Source organism: Chthoniobacterales bacterium, from assembly GCA_039930045.1.
Classification (GTDB): Bacteria; Verrucomicrobiota; Verrucomicrobiia; order Chthoniobacterales; family DASVRZ01; genus DASVRZ01.
The window spans coordinates 88,878-107,873 of record JBDSQB010000009.1 but is presented as its reverse complement, the minus strand read 5'-3'; the positions used below and the strand labels follow the sequence as shown (position 1 = coordinate 107,873).

Sequence of the window (18,996 nt, the reverse complement as noted above, 5' to 3'; positions counted from 1 at the left end):
GCAAGCGGCGTGCCAGGGAAGTTAGAGCAGCCGGATTGCCACGTCGGTCTCGATGTTAGACCAGAGATGAGCCAGCGAATGGACGGTTGATTCCTTGAGCGCGGCCAGTTCCTCGGGAGTGAACGGACGATCTGCGGGCGGGCTCACTTTGGCGAAGAGATAGAACTTGATCTTCGGTTCCGTACCCGAGGGGCGAACCGCGATGCGACGGCCATCGGTTAGCTCGATCATGAGCATTTTTTCCTTGGGAATGGCGTCGCCCTCGATGTCGGTGAGATCTTCCACGGCGAAATTCGTCGTCTTCGCCACCGGGCTGTCGGCGAGAACCGTCGGCGGATGGCTGGCGTAGCTGGCGACCAGTTTCGCGATCTGCGCCGCGCCTTCCGCGCCCTCGAAAGTGAGCGATTTCGCATTCTCCAGATAGTAACCGAACTCCGCGTAAATGTGATCGAGCAACTGGTCGAGCGTCAGGCCGTTCGTCTTGGCGTAGGCCGCCACCTCGGCAAACATCACCGTCGCTCCATTACCGTCCTTGTCGCGGGCAAAATCCGCCCCGCTGTAACCGTAGCTTTCCTCGCCGCCGAAGACATAGAAACTGGAATGCTCCAGACGCAGTTTGCGCGTCTCGGCATCGGATAGCTGGCGATAGTTAGACCGGAGTTCCATCGGAATCTGGTTTTCGTATTTGCCGAGTTTTTCGCCGATGTATTTAAAACCGGTGAGCGTCTCGACGCAGCGGATGCCGAGCTTTTCGGCAATGGCTTTTTGCAGGTCGGTTGTGACGTAGGTCTTGATGATGACCGCGTTCTTTTTGTTGGCCGAGGTTAGTATGCCCTGAGCGAACAACGTCGTCGCGCGATACCACGCCATCAGCGAGCCGATCTGATTCCCCGTGAGCAATTCCATCGCGCCATTCGATGAACGATACGCGACTCCCATGCGGTCGCAGTCGGGATCGGTGGCGATCACCACATCCGCCTCCGTTTTTTCCGCAAGCGCCACGCCCATCGCCAGCGCGTCGGCATTTTCGGGATTCGGACTTTTCACCGTCGGGAAACGTCCGTCCCGCACATCCTGCTCCACGACCGTGGAATAGCTAAACCCGAGTCGCTTCAGCATCGGCACAATGATCTCGCCACCCGTGCCGTGGATCGGCGTAAAGACCACCTTCAAATCCGACGCCTTCACCATCGCCGGGTCGAGCAGGAGCGACTCCAGCCGCGTCATATAGGCGGCGTCGAGTTCATCGGCCAACACATGAAGCGTGCCGGGATCGGCCACGGGCGTGTAAATGTCGCTTTCCACTGCGTTCACCTGCTTGATAATCCCCGTCGCGTGCGGCTCCACCACCTGCGCGCCGTCGCTGAAATACACCTTAAACCCGTTGTCGTGCGGCGGGTTGTGGCTCGCCGTCAGCACGATTCCCGCCGTTGCTCCCACATGGCGCACGGCGAAGCTCAATTCCGGCGTCGAGCGCGGCGCGGCGCAGAGATAAATATCGCAGCCGAGTTCCGTGGCCACCTTCGCCACATACTCGGCGAAGTCGCGGGAGAAATGGCGCGTGTCGTGCGCGATGGCGATGCTCGGTTTGCTGCCGGCGGGCACCACGTTTTTCAGATACGCGACCAGACCCTGCGTGGCGCGGCTGATGTTATAAAAATTCATCGCATTCGTCCCGATGCAGGGAAACTGCGGCCGCCCGAGTGCGTTCAAAGTCCCGTGCTCGGCGGCGGTCACCGTCTTGCCGATGGTGCGTCCGCGCAGGCCGCCGGTGCCAAAGGCCAGCGTGCGAAAAAAGCGGTCGTTCAGTTCCGTCCAATTCCCCGTCGCGATCAATTCGTCGATGCTCGCGGCGGCCACCGGATCGGTGCTGCGCGAGAGGAGAAGCTGGATATTTTCCGCCGTGGCTGGGAGAAGCTGGGCGTTGGCGACGGCGGATTCAATTAGGGAGAAACGATCACTCATGGCTATGGCTTTAGACTTTCACCGGGGCGATTGCAAACCTATGTTCTCGGCTCGATGAAACAGATTTTGACGATTGTGAACACCGATGGGTTGCCGATTGAAACGCGCCTCAGCGTCGAGGCGCTTCTCGAGCGCACCAGCGTGCAGGTGGAGGAAATCCAGCAGCTCGATTGCGCGGTCGATGTGACATTTACCGGGGCGATCTCCGATGTGGAACTGGCAAATTGGGCCGCGCCGCGACAGGTCGATTACGCGGTGCAGGATGCTGCGACCCGGATGAAAAAACTGCTCGTCACCGACATGGAATCGACCTTGGTGGAAAACGAATTTCTCGACGACATCGCGGCGTTTTGCGGAGTCGGCGAGCGAGTCAAGGCGATCACCGCGCGCGCGATGAATGGCGAGATCGACTTCGCCGGTTCGCTCCAGGAACGCGTCGCCCTGCTGGCGGGCCAGCCTGCGGGAATCCTGGATCGCGCCTACGAAAACATCCGCTGGATGGCGGGCGCGAAGGAGATGTTCGAGGCGCTGAACGCGCACCAGATCCGCACGATCATCGTCTCGGGTGGCTTCAAGTTTTTCACGAGTCGAGTTAGGGAGATATTGGGCGCGGGCGAGGATTTTTCCAACGATCCGATCATTGAAAACGACACGCTCACCGGCGCGCCTGTGCTGCCCGTTGGGGGCCGTGAGGAGAAGCAACGCATCCTCGAATCGACTGCAACTCAAATGGGCATTTCTCTCGCGGAAACCATCGCCATCGGCGACGGCGCGAACGATTTACCCATGCTTCAAACCGCCGGACTCGGCATCGCCTACCACGCCAAACCCGCAGTAAACGCCGCCGTGAAATGCCGCATTCAACACTCGGATCTGCGCGCCGTCCTGTATTTCATGGGCATCGCACCCAAATGAACCGGGTCAGGAATCTGGCCCGCTGGGAGACTTGGTTCGGAGTCGCGCTGCTCGTTTTTCTGGCGGTGTGGCGCTGGCGGGCGATCAGCCGGTTTCGCATCGATTCGGACGAGCCACAGCATTTGCACGTCGTCTGGGGCTGGACGCGGGGACTGCTGCCTTACCGCGATTTTTTTGATAATCACACGCCGCTTTTCCACATTTTTTATGCGCCGTTACTGAGCTTGCTCGGCGAGCGCGCGGATATTTTAGTCGCGATGCGCATCGCGGAATTGCCGCTCTTCGCGCTGACCTTGTGGTGCGTTTATGCCTTGGGTCGAAGGATTTACGACGTGCGCACAGGTTGGTGGGCGATGTTGCTGACGGCCTGCGAGGCGACGTTTTTCTTTACCTCACTGGAGTTCCGGGCCGATGTGCTCTGGGCGTTGCTCTGGATGCTGACGCTTCTCGTTCTGCTCTCCGCAGATAAGAATGGAACTCGTCTCTTTCTGGCTGGCCTGCTCCTCGGCGCGACGCTCGGGACTTCCATTAAAACGGCGCTCCTCATCGTCAGTTTCACCCTTGCCGCCGCTTTCTGGCTCGTGCTGCAAAAGCTCTCCCGCAGTCCTATCGAGTGGAAAAAAATCGCGGGCCAGTTTGCCCTGCTCGTCGCCGGGAGCCTGATCATTCCGCTGGCACTCACCGGCTATATACAATGGCGCGGCGGCTTGCGGGAAATGGTTTACTGCCTGTTTCATCACAACACGCGGTCCGCCGCCAGCGTGCCGGAGTTCGATCCGACCATGTTGGTTTTCCCCGGCTTGCTGATCGCCGCCGTCCTAGTAGCATGGTTTCTCCATCGCGAAAAAAAAGGCATCGCTTTCCGGTCTGCATTTCTCGTTTTGGGCACCGCAATTTACGGCGGGCTGCTGGTCAGTTTCTGGTCTTTGCTGACGCCGCTGACGAATCAGGATTTCCTCCCGTTGACTCCGATGCTCATGCTGGTCCTGGCTCCCGGTTTGATCTGGGTGACCGACCGGTTTCCCCGCTGGCTGCAACCATTGCCAGGGCTGACTGTCGTCGCCGGTTTACTGGTGCCGTTGCTGCGCGATCCCATCGACAACACGCCAAACCCCGGTCGCTACGAGCGGTTTCTCGCCATTGTGCTCAAACTCACCGGGCCCGACGACTACGTGATGGACGCGAAGGGCGAGGCGATCTTCCGGCGGCGTCCTTATTACTATTGTCTCGAAACGCAGACGCGCCGGAAATTGATCGCGGGCGATCTGCCAGACGACATTCCCGAGCGTCTCATCGCCACTCGGACGGCAGTGACCCGCACCAACCGCCTGCCCCATCGCGCCGAGGCGTTTGTGGAAAAACATTACCTCCGCATCGGACGCGGCACGTCCGTTTTGGGTCAGGATCTCACCGCATCCGACTCCACCTCCGCTCACTATTCCTTCGAGGTCGGTGTGCCCGAGCGCTACGTGATCGTCGGAAAAAATGGCCCGGTCGCCGGCACGCTCGACGGCCAGCCCTTTACGAATGCGATGGAACTCGCCCCTGGTCCGCACCAGTTCATCCGCACCTCGCCGGAGCAGCCGCTCGCCCTCTTTTGGGCTCGCGCCGCAGAAAGGGGATTCTCCGCCTTCGCCGCTCGCAAATTGGAGGACGGCGACCCGTGAAACCGCTCTGGGGCGGAGAAACTTTGATTGGACCGTCCCGATGCGGCGTGGCATCTTCGGCGTCCATGTTCAGCCCGGATGATTTTCAATATGCGATCGAAAATACGGTCGTCATTCGTCCGCCGCGGCGTTCCATCCAGACATTTGGAACCACCACTTTTCGATTCTATCTCGTTACGGAATTGATGGATCGGGCCAACGAAATCCGCGTGCGCGAGGGCCGCATCGAAGCCGAGCGTCCGCAGTTGCTGACCCCGGAAAAAATGTCCCGGATTTTACTGGAGGGATTCGGGGAAAAGGCCGGTCAATTTGCCGAAATGCTTCGCCACCAGCCCGACTTGGGGCCGTTTCTGCGCTACGGAATGCAGATCGTGAAACGCGACATCACCGAGACGACCGCCCACGAAACGATGGAACTCGTGATCAACACCATCGACGCCCGCATCGCCATGAACGACGAGGTGAGCGTGATCATCCAAGGCGTGGACGATGCCTGGGAAGTGTGTCTTTTGAAATTTTCCATGGACCTCATCCAGCAATCGCTGGAGGGCAACGTAAAGGATCTGCGCCGACGCAAACTCCTCTAAGTCAACGTGTTCTGTATTCTCCGATGAAAACTATCGTCAAAGTATTGGTCTTGCTCATCCTCGTCGCCGGCATTTTCGGCGGAGCCGCCTGGTATGCCTACAACCTCTATCTGAAGCCGCAGAAAATCGTGAAATCGAAGGCCGCGATCACTGCGAAAGCCGCGCCGACGCCGGACCGATCTTCGGCCGATTTCGATGCCGTGACCGCGAGTTTGAAGGGTAAGCCGCGCACGGAAGCCATCGCCGCCTTGCAGCAATTTCTCACCGACCATCCGAGTTCCAATAAAATCTCCGACGCCCGCAAGATGCTCGGCGATCTGAATATTGAAGAATTTTTCTCGCGCACACCGGGGCCGAACAAGACCGAATACACCGTCGTCCCCGGTGATTCGCTGGCCCGCATCGCGTCGAAAAACAAGGTGTCGTTCGACCTCATCATTCGCGCCAACAACATCGACCGGCTCCTGATTCATCCGGGAGATCGCTTCATCATTCCGACCGGAAATTTCAGCCTGGAGATCTCGGCCAAGGACAAACTGATCACGCTGAAGGACAACGGCGTATTCTTCAAAGATTACCCGCTCGTCGTCGCCAGCCTGCCGCCCAATCCGTCGGCGGAAGGGATCGTCGTGAGCGAGAAAATCGCCTGGCACGACGGCAAACGCGTGGCCTTTGGAGACAAGAATTACGTCGGTAGCAGCCGCTGGATCACGTTGTCCAGCAACGGGTTAACCCTCTGGTCGGTGATCGAGGACGGCAGTCCGGCGGATGTCGAGGTGCCGGGCGCTGGGGCGCAGTTGAGTCCGGGCGATCTGGAGGAAATTTTTGCGCTCGTTAATCGTGGAACACCGGTTACGATTTTGCCCTGATACGCATGAAAGTCCAACCCCTCGATTTTGAAAAGCCGATCGTCGAACTCGAAAAAAAGATCGAGGATCTGAAGAAACATTCCAAGGCCAGCAGCTTCGACCTTGATTCCGAGGTGCAGAGCATGGAGAAAAAAATCGTCCAGCTTCGCTCGGAGATTTACAGCAATCTCACCGCTTGGCAGCGCGTGCAGATCGCCCGGCACACGGCGCGTCCCTTTTACCTGAATTATCTGGAGGAATGCTTCACGGATTTTGTCGAGTTGCACGGCGACCGGCTTTTTGGCGACGATCCAGCGATGCCCGGCGGGTTGGCGACGATTGGTGATTATAGGTGCGTCGTCATCGGCCATCAAAAAGGTCGCAACACCAAGGAAAACGTCCATCGCAACTTCGGTAGCGCCAATCCCGAGGGTTATCGCAAGGCGTTGCGGCTGATGCGACTGGCGGATAAATTTCAGCTCCCGATCGTTTCCCTGATCGACACTCCCGGCGCTTATCCCGGCGTCGGCGCGGAGGAGCGTCACATTGCGGAATCCATTGCGGTAAATATTCGCGAAATGATGCTGCTGAACGTGCCGATTGTTTCCGTAGTCATTGGCGAAGGCGGCTCGGGCGGCGCGCTCGGAATTGGTGTCGCCGATCACGTTTTGATCATGGAAAATGCCTATTATTCCGTGATCAGCCCCGAGGGTTGCGCGGCGATTTTGTGGAAACACCGTAGCTTCGCCCCGGAGGCAGCGGAGGCATTGAAACTTTCCTCCACTCACTTGGTCGAACTCGGCCTTGTCGATGGCGTGGTCCGCGAACCCGAGGGCGGGGCACATCACGATCCGAAGGCTTCGGCGGAGCTTTTAAAAGCCTCGCTGCTGGCCTCGCTCGATGCCTTGAGCCCAGTGCCGAGGGAGCAACTCCTACAGGCGCGCTACGAGAAGTTCCGAAACTTCGGCAAATTTTTCGACCCCGACTCAAACTCCGATGTAGTGCGTGCGGCCAAAAGGCGGGCTTAGGGCGGATTTCTCGGAACTCCGCATAATTTCCGCAATTTTGGTTGCCATAGCTGAGAATAGCCATCAGCCTTTCACCTGATAACTGCTCAAACAACTCACAGTCCATCGCCCTTAACCCATTTTTTAATGCTCACTTTAGGTAGTTTTACGATTGTTGCTTTCACTCTTCTCGGCTGCGTGTGGTGGGCCTGCAAAAACGACGATTTCGATAATGCCCAATAAAGGTCGGGCTCAGTGAGCCGGTTTTTTTGATTTTCTGTTTATGTCTGAAGATAATCGATGGATAAAATCGACAGCCAATGACTTGAACAACCTCCTGCAGGAGATTTCGGGCTACGTCCATCTCGCTCGTGAATCGACGAAAACCAAGGGCCCGACGTGGGAGCATCTGGAGAGCTGCCTGGGCAGTGTTGAGCGCGCCACCAGCACTGTGCACACCCTGCTGACTCATCTCGATGGAACGAAGGACACCGTGCAGAAACCGTTTGCGCCAGTTGCCATGGCCCCGCAGAAGACAGACGAAAGCCTAGCTTTCAAAGGCCTGAAATCGCAAGCCGTCGAATTCATCAACGACGTCAGCGTCACCAATCCGGGCGGCACCAAGGAAACCATTATGGTCGTGGACGACGAAGTCCATGTGATGCTGCTCGCCAAAATGATGCTCGCCGAAAACGGTTACCGCGTTGTCACGGCCAAGGATGGGTTTGAAGCCATCGACAATTACAAGAAGCTCCGAGAAAAAATCGACCTCGTGATTCTCGATTTTACGATGCCAGGGATGCACGGTGACCAGGTTTTCGAAGAATTGAGAAAAATCAATCCCTCGGTTGCGGTCATTCTCAGCAGCGGATTTGCGGACCAAACCAAGCTAAATCGGATGTTCTCCCAAGGTTTGAAGGAATTTGTCGCCAAGCCCTACACGCAGCAGCGGCTCCTGAGCGAAATTCGCAACGTCCTCGATTCGCTTTAAGGAAAAAAATCTGAGTCGAGTTGGGGTCGATTCAGCCAAATTTGCGGAGTCAGATTCGACTGGAACTCCCATCTTATTTTGATGGTGGCACCGAGTTGAGCACGCCGTTTGCTTAATCTAGTGGGGTAACCTTACCTCACCATGGCCAAGCTCGACCCATTTTTTAAGCTGATGAAGGAGCAGAATGCTTCTGACCTTCATCTTTCCACCGGCAACCCGCCCATGCTGCGCATTCACGGCGAACTCGTCCGCATTGATTATCCCGAGCTGGAAAATGACGACCTCAAAGCGATGGTTTACGAGATTGCGCCCGAAGCCAAGATCAAGCAATTCGAGGAAACTGGGGACGTCGATTTTGGCTACGAGATCAAGAATTTCGCCCGTTATCGCTCGAACTTTCTCAATCAAAAGAACGGCATCGCCGCCGTGTTCCGCATCATTCCGAGCAAGGTTCTCACCTGCGAAGATCTCGGATTGCCACCGGTTTTGAAGCGGCTCGCCATGTTGAAAAAAGGGCTGGTCCTGGTCACCGGCCCGACGGGTTCTGGCAAATCGACAACCCTCGCGGCCATGATTGATCATGCGAATCTGCATCGTCACGACCACATCATCACGGTGGAAGACCCCATCGAATTCGTCCATCGCAGCCAGCAGTGCCTCGTGAATCATCGCGAGGTCGGCACCCACACGAAGTCGTTTGCCTCCGCGTTGCGCGGGGCGTTGCGCGAAGATCCGGACATCATTCTCGTCGGTGAAATGCGCGACTTGGAAACGATCGAACTCGCCCTCACCGCCGCAGCGACGGGTCACTTGGTTTTCGGCACCTTGCACACTTCAAGCGCGGCCAAAACCGTGGACCGCATCATCGACGTCTTCCCCGTGGACCAGCAAAATCAGGTCCGCGCGACGCTTTCCGAGTCGCTCCGTGGCGTTGTCGCGCAGAATCTTTTCCGCCGCATCGACAAGCCGGGCCGGGTCGCGGCCTTGGAAATTCTCGTCGCCGATACGGCCATCGGGAACTTGATTCGCGAAGCCAAGACACACCAGATTCCCGGTATGTTGCAAGTCGGCAAGCGCAAGGGCAACCAGCCGCTCGACGACGCCATTTCCGAGCATCTGCGCATGGGCCGCATCTCTCCCGAAGAGGCCTACGACAAGGCCAACGACCGCAAAAAATTCCGCGCGTTCCTCAAAACACCGCCGGACGATCTCGACGAATAGACCCTGACTCCGCCCTAGCTTTCCCCTTCATTCACGATGCGCAAAATCGAACTCGACGCCATTCTCAGCGCCATGCTCCAAAGCTATGAGGGCATTTCCGACTTTCTTTTCACCGTGGGCCGACCACTCCAGGTCGAGGCCTACGGACGGCTGAAATCGATCAACGTCGAGCCGCCAATCCGCTCGATGTCCTCCTACCAGACCGAGGCGCTGGCGCTGAATATCATCGGCCACGACAAGCGCCTGATCGACGAACTCCTCCGCACCGGCTCCTGCGATTGCAGCTATTCACTGGGCGACGAGGCGCGTTTTCGTGTGAATATTTTTCGGCAAAAGGGCCATCTCTCCATCGTTATGCGGAAGCTCCAGATGGATATTCCGACGATTCGCGCGCTGGGTTTGCCGCCGATCTTCGACGAGATTTGCCGCGAGAAAACGGGCCTAGTTCTCTTCACCGGCGCGACCGGCAGCGGTAAAACGACCTCGCTCGCCGCCGTCGTCAACCAGATCAATGAAACTCAGGCCGTGCACATTGTTACGCTGGAGGACCCCATCGAATTTGTTCATCCGCACAAGCAATCGAGCATCAGCCAGCGCGAACTCGGGATCGACTTCGAGTCGTTCACGGTCGGGTTGCGGGCCGCCCTGCGCCAGGCACCAAAAGTGATCCTGGTCGGCGAGTTGCGCGACCGCAATACGATTGAAACTGCGCTCTCGGCGGCGGAAACGGGCCATCTCGTTTTAAGCACGCTGCACACCATCGACGCCGGGCAATCCATCAGCCGCATCCTCGGGCTTTTCGACACGGCGGAGGAATCCCATCTGCGCCAGCGGCTCTCCGACACACTGCGCTATGTCGTCAGTCAGCGCCTCGCCCCGAAGGTCGGCGGCGGACGTCAATTGCTGCTCGAAATCATGGGAAACAACCTGCGCACGAAGGAAGCCATCGCCCTCGGTGAGCACGAGACGCGCGATTTTTATTCCATCACCGAGGCGAGCGCGACCTACGGCTGGACCACCTTTGACCAATCCATCCTGCGCGCCTACGAGGCCGGGATCATCACCGAGGAAACCTCTTTGCTTTACGCGAATCGGAAAGGCGCCGTCACCCGCGCCATCGACAGCGTGAAAAAAGCCCGGGGCATGGCGCAGAATCACGACTCCGGCCTGCGCCTCGACCTCGCCGCGAAACTGGGCGTTTAGAGAAGCATCCAACTCCGCTCATTTTTCACCATGGCCCAGCAATTCGATGTTTTTGAACCCGGCGACTCCACCGCGCTGGTCGCGTTTGACGAGGCGCGCCACGCCGAGGTCGTTTCCAAGCAACTCACCGCCATCGACTACAAAGTCCACGGCACCGACTCCTACGAGGAGCTCCTCATTCAGGTGAAAACCCACCAGTACGACCTCATTCTCATCCAGGCCGATTACGGCGGCTGGACGATCGAGGAAAATGAAATTCTCCAAGCCGTAGCGAAGCTGCCAGCAGAGATTCGGCGCAACGAATACGTCGTGCTGATGGGCAATAATCTGCCGACTAACGACGAGATGCTGGCCTTCATTTACAGCGTCGATCTAATCTTCGACTTCGCCGACATGCCGACCTTCAAAGCCGTCTTGCGGCGCGGTCTCGCCCGGCACACGGACTTTTATTACAATTTCCGCGAATCCTTCAAGGCCCCGCGCGTCTAGGCATCGGGTGAGGCCCTGAACTTTCGCCTCCCACGCTGCTAGATAGGAGCCAATGGCTCGCCTCCAATTGCGATTCGCCAGCGAATCCAGAATTGGCGGTTGCTTTCGGAGAGGGCAGCAAGCAGAGTTCCGCCGCATGAAGCTCACCAACTGGCTGAAATTTATCTGGGACCTCAAGACTTACGAGGCTCCCAAGACGGATTTGCCCTCCCATTACACCATCCGGCGCGCCGTGCGCAACGAGGAGGAAGTGGTTCGCAAAGCCATCTTCAGCGCATTTTCATTGGACTCCGACTGGAGCGATTCGCTCAACCGCATCTGGCCCACTTTGACCGGCCAAATCGGCGACGCATTTGGCTCCAAGGAGCCGAAATGCCTCGTCCTCACCCATGGCACGCGGGTCATCGGCGCGTCCATTTTGACCACCGACACCGACGCCCCAAACCAGCTTATTTCGGGCCCGTGCATTCTGGTGGAATACCGCAATCGCGGCCTCGGTACCCAGCTTTTGGCTGCTTCGCTCGCCTACCTGCGCGAGGCCGGACTGGAACTCGCCAGCGGCACCACGAAAAAGACCATTCCGGCGGCGAAATTTGTCTATCACAAGTTCGGCGGCCGCAGCGAAGTCTGCGAAGACGAGCCCGACATGGTGACTTTGTAGTCACTGCGGGAACGACCGAAAGCCCTGCGGGAACGGGCTTTTACTCGAAGAGCGGGATGATTTCTAACTGCGGGACGAGCACCAGCCCCTTGTCCGTGATCCGAATTTCGGGGATGACCGAGAGCGGGATGAGGTTGAAACCCATGTAGGGCAGGGTGCAACCGGACTCGACCCAGGCCTTTTTGAGTTGCGTCGTTTCTTCGGCGACGACAGTGGCGCGCTTGTCGGAGAGCAGGCCGGCGATGGGGAGTTCGACCAGCGCCTGGATTTTGCCGTCGCGAATGACCACGACTCCGCCGTTGGATTTGCGGAGCGTTTCCACGGCGAGTTGCATGTCACTCTCGTTGGTTCCTGCGACGATGACGTTGTGCGCGTCGTGCCCGACCGAACTCGCAACCGCGCCCGCTTGCAGCCCAAAATTTTGCAACAATCCGTGGGCCACCGCGCCCGATTTTCCGTAACGCTCGATCACGCTGACGAAGCAGAGGCGATGCTTGGCAAATTGCGCGCTCCAGTCGCCGTCCGCCGGATCGATGGTCGCCCGATCGTGGAAAAGAATGATGCCTGGCAGCGCGGCTCGGATGAGATTGGCCGTGACCGTTTTCTCCGGGAGCGCCGGAGTGAGTTGCATGGTTTTCGGCAGATTCACCGTCCGGTAAGCCTCGGGCGGGTAGCGATACGGGTTGGAGAGAATCGCATCGAGCCGGGGCGTGACGCGTTTGTTCTCGACCAATAATTCGCCGCCATACCAGGTATTTTGCACCTCGCAGGCGTCGTTCAGGAGCACGATGTCGGCCCGGCGCGAATGCCCAAGTGCGCCAAATTCTCCATCCATCGCAAACCGAGTCGCCGAGTGCAGCGAACCGAAACTCCAGGCGCGCGCGGGCGGCATACCGGCGACAATCGCCTGGCGCACTACCCAATCGAGCCCGAACTGGAACAAGTCGTCGGCGTCGCGGTCATCGGTGCAAACGCAGATGCGTTTGGTTGAGGCACCGAGTTCCGTGACCGTCTTGATCGCCTCGGGCAAACTGTGCCACGGAGTTTTTGGATTGCCGCCGCGTAGGAAAATCCAGACACCGGCCTCCAGCAAATCATCGGCAATATCCCGGTCGATCGCCTCGTGGGTGTCGGTGACGCCGCTCGCTGCATAAGCCGCCACGAAATCGCGCCCGTAGATGTGACCCGACACGGGCCGCCCGCGTTTCAAAGACTCGGCGATGATCGCGTGCGTCCTCGGATCGCCTGCGTTGACTTGGACAAAGTCCATCTTTTCGCCGAGAGCGAGCGCTTCGGGCCATTTGTCGAAAAGCGCGCCAATTTTATCGGGAGTCACATCGCCGCCAGCGGTCTCAAACTCGGATGTCGTCGCCGGAATCGTGCTCGGGACCGTCAGATAAATCGACATCGGAGCCTGGCGCGCGTCCTCGAGCATCCACTCGATGCCGGCGACATCGGAGACATTGGCGATCTCGTGGCTGTCGCAGAAAATGGTGGTCGTGCCATTCAACAACGCCCCCTCGGCATACGCGCAGGCGGTCATCATACTGCTCTCGATGTGCAGGTGCGGATCGACCAAACCGGGGGCGAGAATGCCGCCTTTCGCGTCGTAAAATGAGACGCCGTCCGAGCGCGGGCAGCTTCCTGCGGGCTTCACTGCGGCGATGCGCCCGGCGGAAATCCAGATCTCGCGATTTTCCAGAATCCGCTCGGAGTAGGTGGAAAGAATCCGTGCGCCGCCGATGACGAGATCGGGCTTTTTTCGTCCAGAGGCGACATCGGCGAGCTGGCGGGTGACAGTCCAAAGCGGCGGAACGGTGAAGCGATTCATAGTGAGATCACTATCCAACTCCGATGGGAAACGCCACCCGGCAATCTTGTAACCGTTGCCTTTCGCGGCGGACACCCCTATATTTCGCGCCCGATGATGACAGGAGTCGATCTAGCTGAGGAAATCCTCGAACTGAAACGCGAACGCAACGCGATCATTCTCGCGCACAATTACCAGACCGGCGACATCCAGGATGTGGCCGATTACGTGGGCGATTCCCTCGGGCTGGCTTACAAGGCGAAGGAAACAGAGGCGAGTGTGATCGTTTTCTGCGGCGTGCATTTCATGGCGGAAACGGCGAAAATCGTGAACCCGTCGCGCACCGTTTTGCTGCCCGACCTCGATGCCGGCTGCTCTCTTTCCGACTCGTGCCCGCCGGAAAAACTCGCCGCGCACCTGCAAAAGCACGCCGACAAAAACTATTACGTCATCGCCTATATCAATTGCAGCGCGGGCGTGAAGGCGCTCTCAGACGTCATTTGCACGAGCGGAAACGCCGTGAAAATCGTCAATGCCGCGCCGAAGGACCGCAACATTCTCTTCGTGCCCGACCAGAATCTCGGCGCCTGGGTGATGGAAAAAACCGGTCGCCCGATGGATCTCTGGCAGGGGAATTGTTACCTGCACATGGAGTTTACCGCGCGCAGCATTCGGAAGATTCGCGAAGAATATCCGGCGGCTCCCGTGGTGGCCCATCCCGAGTGCTCCGCCGCCGTGCGCATGCTCGCCGACGAGATTTGTTCGACCGAGAAAATGATCGGCTTCTGCAAGGAAAACCCGGCGGACGCGTTCATTATCGTCACCGAGAGCGGGATGTTGCACCGGCTGAAGCGCGAAGTGCCGGGGAAAACTTTCATCCCCGGGCCGACGGAAAATTGCGCCTGCGCCGACTGCCGTTACATGAAAATGAACACGCTGGAGAAGCTGCATTCCGCCCTGCTGAATCTCTCGCCGGAACTCCTGATGGACGAGGCTATCCGCCAGCGCGCCGAAAAACCGATCTTGCGCATGTTGGAACTCAGCCGCTAGAACAACCGCTCTCATCACCGACATGCGCTCTAATCTTCCATCCGTCCTCACGCCCATGAACCGCGACAAAAAGACGGGCTGCGGCTGTCTCGGCGGCGGTTGCGCGATGGCGGCCGTCATTTTTCTGCTGCTCGGCGGCGCGCTTTTCTGGGGTGCCTGGAGCACTTTCAACGGCATCAAGAGCATGACCGTGGCCGACGGAAAAGCGATCCCGGTTTACAATCCGACCGATCTCGAAACGCAGACTGCGCTGGACAAAGTGAAGGCGTTTAACACGGCCTACGACGCCGGACAGGAGGCGGAGATCGTTCTTTCCGCGAATGAAATCAACACGCTGATCGCCAAATACGAGCCGTGGTCCGCCCTGCGCGGCAAGGTTTCCACCAGCATCGAGGGCGATCACATTTCGGCGCAAGTGAGCTTTCCGCTGAGTCAGATTCGACTCATGCAGGATCGCTATTTCAACGGCGAAGTTTCCATGAATTTCATCACGGAGAAAGGCAAGCCGCATCCGAACAACGTCAGTGTGCGCAGCGGCGACGTGGAGTTTCCGCGTTGGGGAATGCGTTACATCACCTCGAAAAACTTCGTCGAAAGCCTCGGAGTTCCATCCATATCGGAGAGCGATTCCATTGGCAATAACCTCAGCGCGCTAGACATCAAGGACAACAAACTCGTCGTCCGCGCCAAAAAGCCGTAGCTGGCCATGGCATTTTCCTCGCTCGGCAGCTTCGTTTCCCAGCTCGATCAGGCGGGCGAACTTCTGCGCGTTTCGCAGCCCATTGCGACGGAACTCGAATTGACCGAGCTGGCCGACCGCCAGATGAAATCGCCCGGCGGTGGCAAGGCGCTTCTCGTCGAAAATCCTACCATCGACGGTCGCCAATCCGAGTTCCCCGTCGCGATCAATCTCATGGGCAGCGAGAAACGCATGGCCGCCGCGCTGGGCGTTTCCAACGTCCAGGAAATCGCCGACCAGATGCAGTTTTTGCTCAAGGCCAAGCCGCCGAAGTCTCTCCGCGAAGGCTGGGACTTGCTCAAAAACGGCCTCGACCTCCTTTACGCCCGCCCGAAGAAAGTCTCCGACGCCGCCTGTCAGGAAGTGATCCATCTCACGGGTAAATCCGGGTTTTCCCTCACCGACCTGCCGATTCTCCATTGCTGGCCGCAGGACGGCGGACGCTTCATCACGCTCCCGACGGTTTACACGCGCGACCCTGATTCGGGCGAACGCAACATCGGCATGTACCGGATGCAGGTTTACGACGGGAGTTCCACTGGCATGCACTGGCAGGTACACAAAGTCGCGGCGCGCCACGGCAAACGCTACTACGAGCGCGGCGAACGCATGCCCGTCGCCGTCTGCCTCGGCGGTGATCCGGCCTACACTTTTGCCGCCACCGCGCCGCTGCCCGATGGACTCGACGAAATCCTTTTCGCCGGTTTCTTGAGAAAACAATCCGTCGAGCTGGTGAAATGCGTCACCAACGACCTCGAAGTCCCTGCCGACGTCGATTTCGTCCTCGAAGGCTACGTTCAGCCCGGCGAAATGCGGCCCGAGGGCCCGTTCGGCGACCACACCGGATTTTACACGCCGATCGACGACTATCCCGTCTTCCACGTCACCGCCATCACGCATCGGCAGAAGGCGATTTACCCCGCTACCATCGTTGGCATTCCGCCCATGGAGGACTTCTACATGGGCACGGCCAGCGTCAAAATCTTCCTGCCGGTCTTCAAAATGAACTTTCCCGAGATCGTGGACATGGCGCTCCCAGCCGAGGGCGTTTTTCACAATCTGGTCGTGGTCAGCATCCGCAAACAATACCCGTGGCAGGCCTACAAAATCATGCACGGCCTCTGGGGCATGGGTCAGATGATGTTCAGCAAATACATCGTCGTCGTGGACGAGGATTGCGACGTGCACAACACCAGCGAAGTCCTTTTCCGATGGCTCTCGAACACCGATCCACAGCGCGACAGCACGTTTGTAAAGAGCCCCTGCGACAGCCTCGACCACGCGCAAACCGTCGCGAACATGGGGAGTCACATCGGTTTCGACGCCACTCGTAAAATCGCTGGCGAAGGCTACACCCGCACCTGGCCAGATTTGGTGAAAATGGACCCCGCCATCGTTGCGAAGATGGCTGCGCTCTCCGCCAGTCTGTGAAAGTCGCGGTTCTCGGTGCCGGTTTGCAGGGGAGTTGCATTGCATTGGAACTCGCCTCGCGCGGCGTGAAGGTCGCGCTTTACGATCAAAACGCCGCGTGCATGACGCAGGCGTCCTCCCAGAACGAGGGCAAAATCCATCTCGGCTACGTTTATGCCAACGATCCTTCGCGCAACTCGGCCCGCGCTATGATCGAGGGAGCCGTGCGGTTCCAGCCCCTGCTGCGCCGCTTGCTGGGAGACATGGAACTCCCGGTCTCGACGCCGTTTTACTATCTGGTCCACAGCGACAGCCTCCTCAGCATTCCCCAAGTCGAGGCGCATTTTCGGGATTGTGGAAAAATGGCCCGCGACATCGCCGGGGAGGGGACGCCGGAATATTTCGGACGCGACTACCGGCTGACTCCCGAGCGACTCACAGATGCGGAGTGCGCGGCGCTGTTCGATCCCGATTTGGTTCAAGCCGCCTATCGCACGGAGGAAGTGAGCATTGATCCCGAGTTTCTCGCCCAGCGCGTTCACGTCGCAGTGACCGAAAACCCCCGCATTACTTGCCACTGGAACACGCATATCGACGGTGTCACGCCGCGAGAAGACAGCGCCATCGTGAATGGGGACGCGCCCTACGATCACGTCATCAACACCCTCTGGGAAGGACGCCTCGCGGTGGATCAGACGGCTGGCATCACGCCCTCGCTGCCCTGGCTGTATCGGGTAAAACATTACCTCCGCGTGCAGTTGCTGCCGTCGGAAACCGTCGGCATTCCGTCGAGCACGATCGTGCTGGGAGCTTTTGGCGACGTGGTAAACTACAACAATGGCGCGCTCTATCTTTCCTGGTATCCGACGGGAATGCTCGGGGCGTCCACCGCGATTCGACCGCCTGCCTGGCCGCCGCCTTCAGGCGAGTTACAGTCGAATCTGCGCGCCTCCATTTTCCAGGAACTCAGCCGGATCGTTCCCTCGCTCAAGCGTCTGTCGCCAGCCTGCATCGAGAACGCGCATGTGAAAGGCGGCGTCATTTTTGCCTGGGGCTCCACCGATATTGACGATCCACACAGCGGCTTGCACGACCGCTACCGCATCGGGCCGGTCAGCTACGGGCGCTACCATTCCGTGGACACCGGCAAGCTCACGATGGCCCCCTTCTTCGCGCAAACTCTGGCCCAGCAAATCGCATGACATCGCCCCTCATCACCGTCGGAGTTCCAGTCTATCGAGGCGCGCGTTACCTCGCCGAAACCCTCGAATCCATCCGCGTGCAAACCTGCGGAGACCTGCGCGTCCTCATTTCCATCGACGGCCCCGACCCGGAGTCCGAAGCCGTCTGCCAGCCGTTTCTCCGCGACAAACGATTCTCCGTCGTCACGCAACCCGAACGCCTCGGCTGGGTCGGCAATATCGACTGGCTCACGGCCCAGGTGGACACCCCATTCTGGTGCTACTACCAGCAGGACGACCTCACCGCCCCGTGTTATTTCGAGAAATTACTGGAGGCCGCCCTCTGCCACCTGAGTGCGGCGGTGGTCTATTGCGACATCGTCGCCTTCGGCACGCAATCGTGGCAGACCTCCCAACCCTCCGTCACCGGCATTCCGGCGGCGCGGCAGCTCGCCTTGCTCTACGCCCACCATTCCGCCGTCGCCTTCCGGGGGCTAACGCGCGTGGAAGCCCTTCGCGAATCCGGCGGGCTGATCACCAACGAAGTGGAAAACTACTCCGTCGATACCACCTGGATGTCGCAAATGGCCTGCTGGGGCGACCTGATTCGAGTTCCAGGCGACTGGTACTTCAAGCGTTACCACGAGGACAACGTGCATACGAAATGGGCCGATTGGCCGGAGGAAAAACGCCTCCACGCCTGGATCGCCCATTGCGCCGACCTGCTGGAGATCACGTTCAAAGTCGGTGCCAACCCGCAGGAACGCCGCCTGCTTTGGCTGGCCACCGTCAACCGCCTCACCTCGCCCCGAGTCGCTCCCGGCTACCTCCAAATGAAAGAAATCACCCAGGAACAGCGCATGGCCCTCTTGGAAAACTTCCTGCATTACCTCCAGAAAGTGCGCTGCAGCAAACTCCCCTACAAAATGAAATCCACTTGGGACGATCTCGCCCTCTGGACCCGAGGTTTCTTCTCCCGCCCGCCCGGCCTCGTCGAGAAACGCCCAGCGGCTTGATTATTTTTCTTATCGGCTGGTGCGGCCATACCCCTCCTGTAGCTGCGAGGGTCACTCCGGCAACTCCAGTTGCCAATCCATAAGGAAGCAGAAAGACTACGAACAACGATGAAAGCTTTCACTCTGCTGCTTTGCCTTGCTTTCACAGGCTGCCGTCCGAACAGCACGCAGTGGAGGTGACCGATGAGCAAGGTCATTTACTGTCCGGTGTCACTATCAACAATACTTGGTCGGTA

General features: G+C 58.6%; 17 protein-coding genes. 15 read left to right on the top strand and 2 right to left on the bottom strand.

The genetic code is table 11. The features are described 5' to 3' along the window. Positions 1-21: 21 nt before the first annotated feature. Complete coding sequence (locus tag ABIT76_07605) at positions 22-1,965, bottom strand: phospho-sugar mutase (protein ID MEO7933007.1); 1,944 nt, start codon at positions 1,963-1,965, stop codon at positions 22-24. 54 nt (positions 1,966-2,019) lie between these two features. Here ABIT76_07605 and serB point away from each other — a divergent pair, with 54 nt between their 5' ends. From serB to ABIT76_07555, 10 genes are all read left to right on the top strand, one after another. Next, positions 2,020-2,880: a phosphoserine phosphatase SerB gene (gene serB / locus ABIT76_07600; protein MEO7933006.1), complete on the top strand. Its 861-nt coding sequence runs from the start codon at positions 2,020-2,022 to the stop codon at positions 2,878-2,880. Continuing rightward, positions 2,877-4,547 carry a glycosyltransferase family 39 protein gene (locus ABIT76_07595; GenBank protein MEO7933005.1) on the top strand — a complete coding sequence of 557 codons (1,671 nt, stop codon included), beginning with the start codon at positions 2,877-2,879 and terminating at the stop codon, positions 4,545-4,547. The genes serB and ABIT76_07595 overlap by 4 nt, the downstream gene beginning before the upstream one ends. 65 nt (positions 4,548-4,612) lie before the next feature. Beyond that, positions 4,613-5,134 carry a hypothetical protein gene (locus tag ABIT76_07590; GenBank protein ID MEO7933004.1) on the top strand — a complete coding sequence of 174 codons (522 nt, stop codon included), beginning with the start codon at positions 4,613-4,615 and terminating at the stop codon, positions 5,132-5,134. Positions 5,135-5,157: 23 nt separating this feature from the next. After that, entirely contained in the window at positions 5,158-6,003 is an 846-nt protein-coding gene (locus tag ABIT76_07585) for a LysM peptidoglycan-binding domain-containing protein (GenBank protein ID MEO7933003.1), read from the top strand. Positions 6,004-6,008: 5 nt separating this feature from the next. Next, positions 6,009-7,010 (top strand): acetyl-CoA carboxylase carboxyltransferase subunit alpha, encoded by a 1,002-nt coding sequence (locus tag ABIT76_07580; protein ID MEO7933002.1) that lies wholly within the window; start codon positions 6,009-6,011, stop codon positions 7,008-7,010. Between the two features lie 304 nt (positions 7,011-7,314). Next, positions 7,315-7,980: a response regulator gene (locus ABIT76_07575; GenBank protein MEO7933001.1), complete on the top strand. Its 666-nt coding sequence runs from the start codon at positions 7,315-7,317 to the stop codon at positions 7,978-7,980. A 141-nt stretch (positions 7,981-8,121) separates the two neighbouring features. Beyond that, positions 8,122-9,201, top strand: a complete 1,080-nt coding sequence (locus ABIT76_07570; GenBank protein ID MEO7933000.1) for a type IV pilus twitching motility protein PilT — start codon at positions 8,122-8,124, stop codon at positions 9,199-9,201. A gap of 36 nt (positions 9,202-9,237) precedes the next feature. After that, positions 9,238-10,404 carry a PilT/PilU family type 4a pilus ATPase gene (locus ABIT76_07565; protein MEO7932999.1) on the top strand — a complete coding sequence of 389 codons (1,167 nt, stop codon included), beginning with the start codon at positions 9,238-9,240 and terminating at the stop codon, positions 10,402-10,404. 30 nt (positions 10,405-10,434) lie between these two features. Next, positions 10,435-10,893, top strand: coding sequence for a hypothetical protein (locus ABIT76_07560; protein ID MEO7932998.1), 459 nt, complete (start codon positions 10,435-10,437; stop codon positions 10,891-10,893). Between the two features lie 136 nt (positions 10,894-11,029). Continuing rightward, complete coding sequence (locus tag ABIT76_07555) at positions 11,030-11,554, top strand: GNAT family N-acetyltransferase (protein MEO7932997.1); 525 nt, start codon at positions 11,030-11,032, stop codon at positions 11,552-11,554. Positions 11,555-11,594: 40 nt separating this feature from the next. On the opposite strand, the gene ABIT76_07550 is transcribed toward ABIT76_07555, so the two are convergent. Next, positions 11,595-13,385, bottom strand: a complete 1,791-nt coding sequence (locus ABIT76_07550) for an adenine deaminase C-terminal domain-containing protein (protein MEO7932996.1) — start codon at positions 13,383-13,385, stop codon at positions 11,595-11,597. A 93-nt stretch (positions 13,386-13,478) separates the two neighbouring features. Here ABIT76_07550 and nadA point away from each other — a divergent pair, with 93 nt between their 5' ends. Genes nadA through ABIT76_07525 form a run of 5 tightly spaced genes read left to right on the top strand, consistent with a single transcriptional unit; the run spans position 13,479 to position 18,760 of the window. Then, positions 13,479-14,414, top strand: a complete 936-nt coding sequence (gene nadA / locus ABIT76_07545) for a quinolinate synthase NadA (protein ID MEO7932995.1) — start codon at positions 13,479-13,481, stop codon at positions 14,412-14,414. Positions 14,415-14,436: 22 nt separating this feature from the next. Then, positions 14,437-15,114, top strand: coding sequence for a hypothetical protein (locus ABIT76_07540; GenBank protein ID MEO7932994.1), 678 nt, complete (start codon positions 14,437-14,439; stop codon positions 15,112-15,114). A gap of 6 nt (positions 15,115-15,120) precedes the next feature. Then, positions 15,121-16,584 carry a menaquinone biosynthesis decarboxylase gene (locus ABIT76_07535; GenBank protein MEO7932993.1) on the top strand — a complete coding sequence of 488 codons (1,464 nt, stop codon included), beginning with the start codon at positions 15,121-15,123 and terminating at the stop codon, positions 16,582-16,584. Then, positions 16,581-17,765 carry an FAD-dependent oxidoreductase gene (locus ABIT76_07530; GenBank protein ID MEO7932992.1) on the top strand — a complete coding sequence of 395 codons (1,185 nt, stop codon included), beginning with the start codon at positions 16,581-16,583 and terminating at the stop codon, positions 17,763-17,765. The genes ABIT76_07535 and ABIT76_07530 overlap by 4 nt, the downstream gene beginning before the upstream one ends. Then, positions 17,762-18,760 carry a glycosyltransferase gene (locus ABIT76_07525; protein ID MEO7932991.1) on the top strand — a complete coding sequence of 333 codons (999 nt, stop codon included), beginning with the start codon at positions 17,762-17,764 and terminating at the stop codon, positions 18,758-18,760. The genes ABIT76_07530 and ABIT76_07525 overlap by 4 nt, the downstream gene beginning before the upstream one ends. Positions 18,761-18,996 lie beyond the last annotated feature (236 nt).

Coding starts and splice junctions, on each gene's coding strand:
- ABIT76_07605 (MEO7933007.1), bottom strand. CDS start 1,965: ATGAGTGATCGTTTCTCCCTAATTGAATCCGCCGTCGCCAACGCCCAG.
- serB (MEO7933006.1), top strand. CDS start 2,020: ATGAAACAGATTTTGACGATTGTGAACACCGATGGGTTGCCGATTGAA.
- ABIT76_07595 (MEO7933005.1), top strand. CDS start 2,877: ATGAACCGGGTCAGGAATCTGGCCCGCTGGGAGACTTGGTTCGGAGTC.
- ABIT76_07590 (MEO7933004.1), top strand. CDS start 4,613: ATGTTCAGCCCGGATGATTTTCAATATGCGATCGAAAATACGGTCGTC.
- ABIT76_07585 (MEO7933003.1), top strand. CDS start 5,158: ATGAAAACTATCGTCAAAGTATTGGTCTTGCTCATCCTCGTCGCCGGC.
- ABIT76_07580 (MEO7933002.1), top strand. CDS start 6,009: ATGAAAGTCCAACCCCTCGATTTTGAAAAGCCGATCGTCGAACTCGAA.
- ABIT76_07570 (MEO7933000.1), top strand. CDS start 8,122: ATGGCCAAGCTCGACCCATTTTTTAAGCTGATGAAGGAGCAGAATGCT.
- ABIT76_07565 (MEO7932999.1), top strand. CDS start 9,238: ATGCGCAAAATCGAACTCGACGCCATTCTCAGCGCCATGCTCCAAAGC.
- ABIT76_07560 (MEO7932998.1), top strand. CDS start 10,435: ATGGCCCAGCAATTCGATGTTTTTGAACCCGGCGACTCCACCGCGCTG.
- ABIT76_07555 (MEO7932997.1), top strand. CDS start 11,030: ATGAAGCTCACCAACTGGCTGAAATTTATCTGGGACCTCAAGACTTAC.
- ABIT76_07550 (MEO7932996.1), bottom strand. CDS start 13,385: ATGAATCGCTTCACCGTTCCGCCGCTTTGGACTGTCACCCGCCAGCTC.
- nadA (MEO7932995.1), top strand. CDS start 13,479: ATGATGACAGGAGTCGATCTAGCTGAGGAAATCCTCGAACTGAAACGC.
- ABIT76_07540 (MEO7932994.1), top strand. CDS start 14,437: ATGCGCTCTAATCTTCCATCCGTCCTCACGCCCATGAACCGCGACAAA.
- ABIT76_07535 (MEO7932993.1), top strand. CDS start 15,121: ATGGCATTTTCCTCGCTCGGCAGCTTCGTTTCCCAGCTCGATCAGGCG.
- ABIT76_07525 (MEO7932991.1), top strand. CDS start 17,762: ATGACATCGCCCCTCATCACCGTCGGAGTTCCAGTCTATCGAGGCGCG.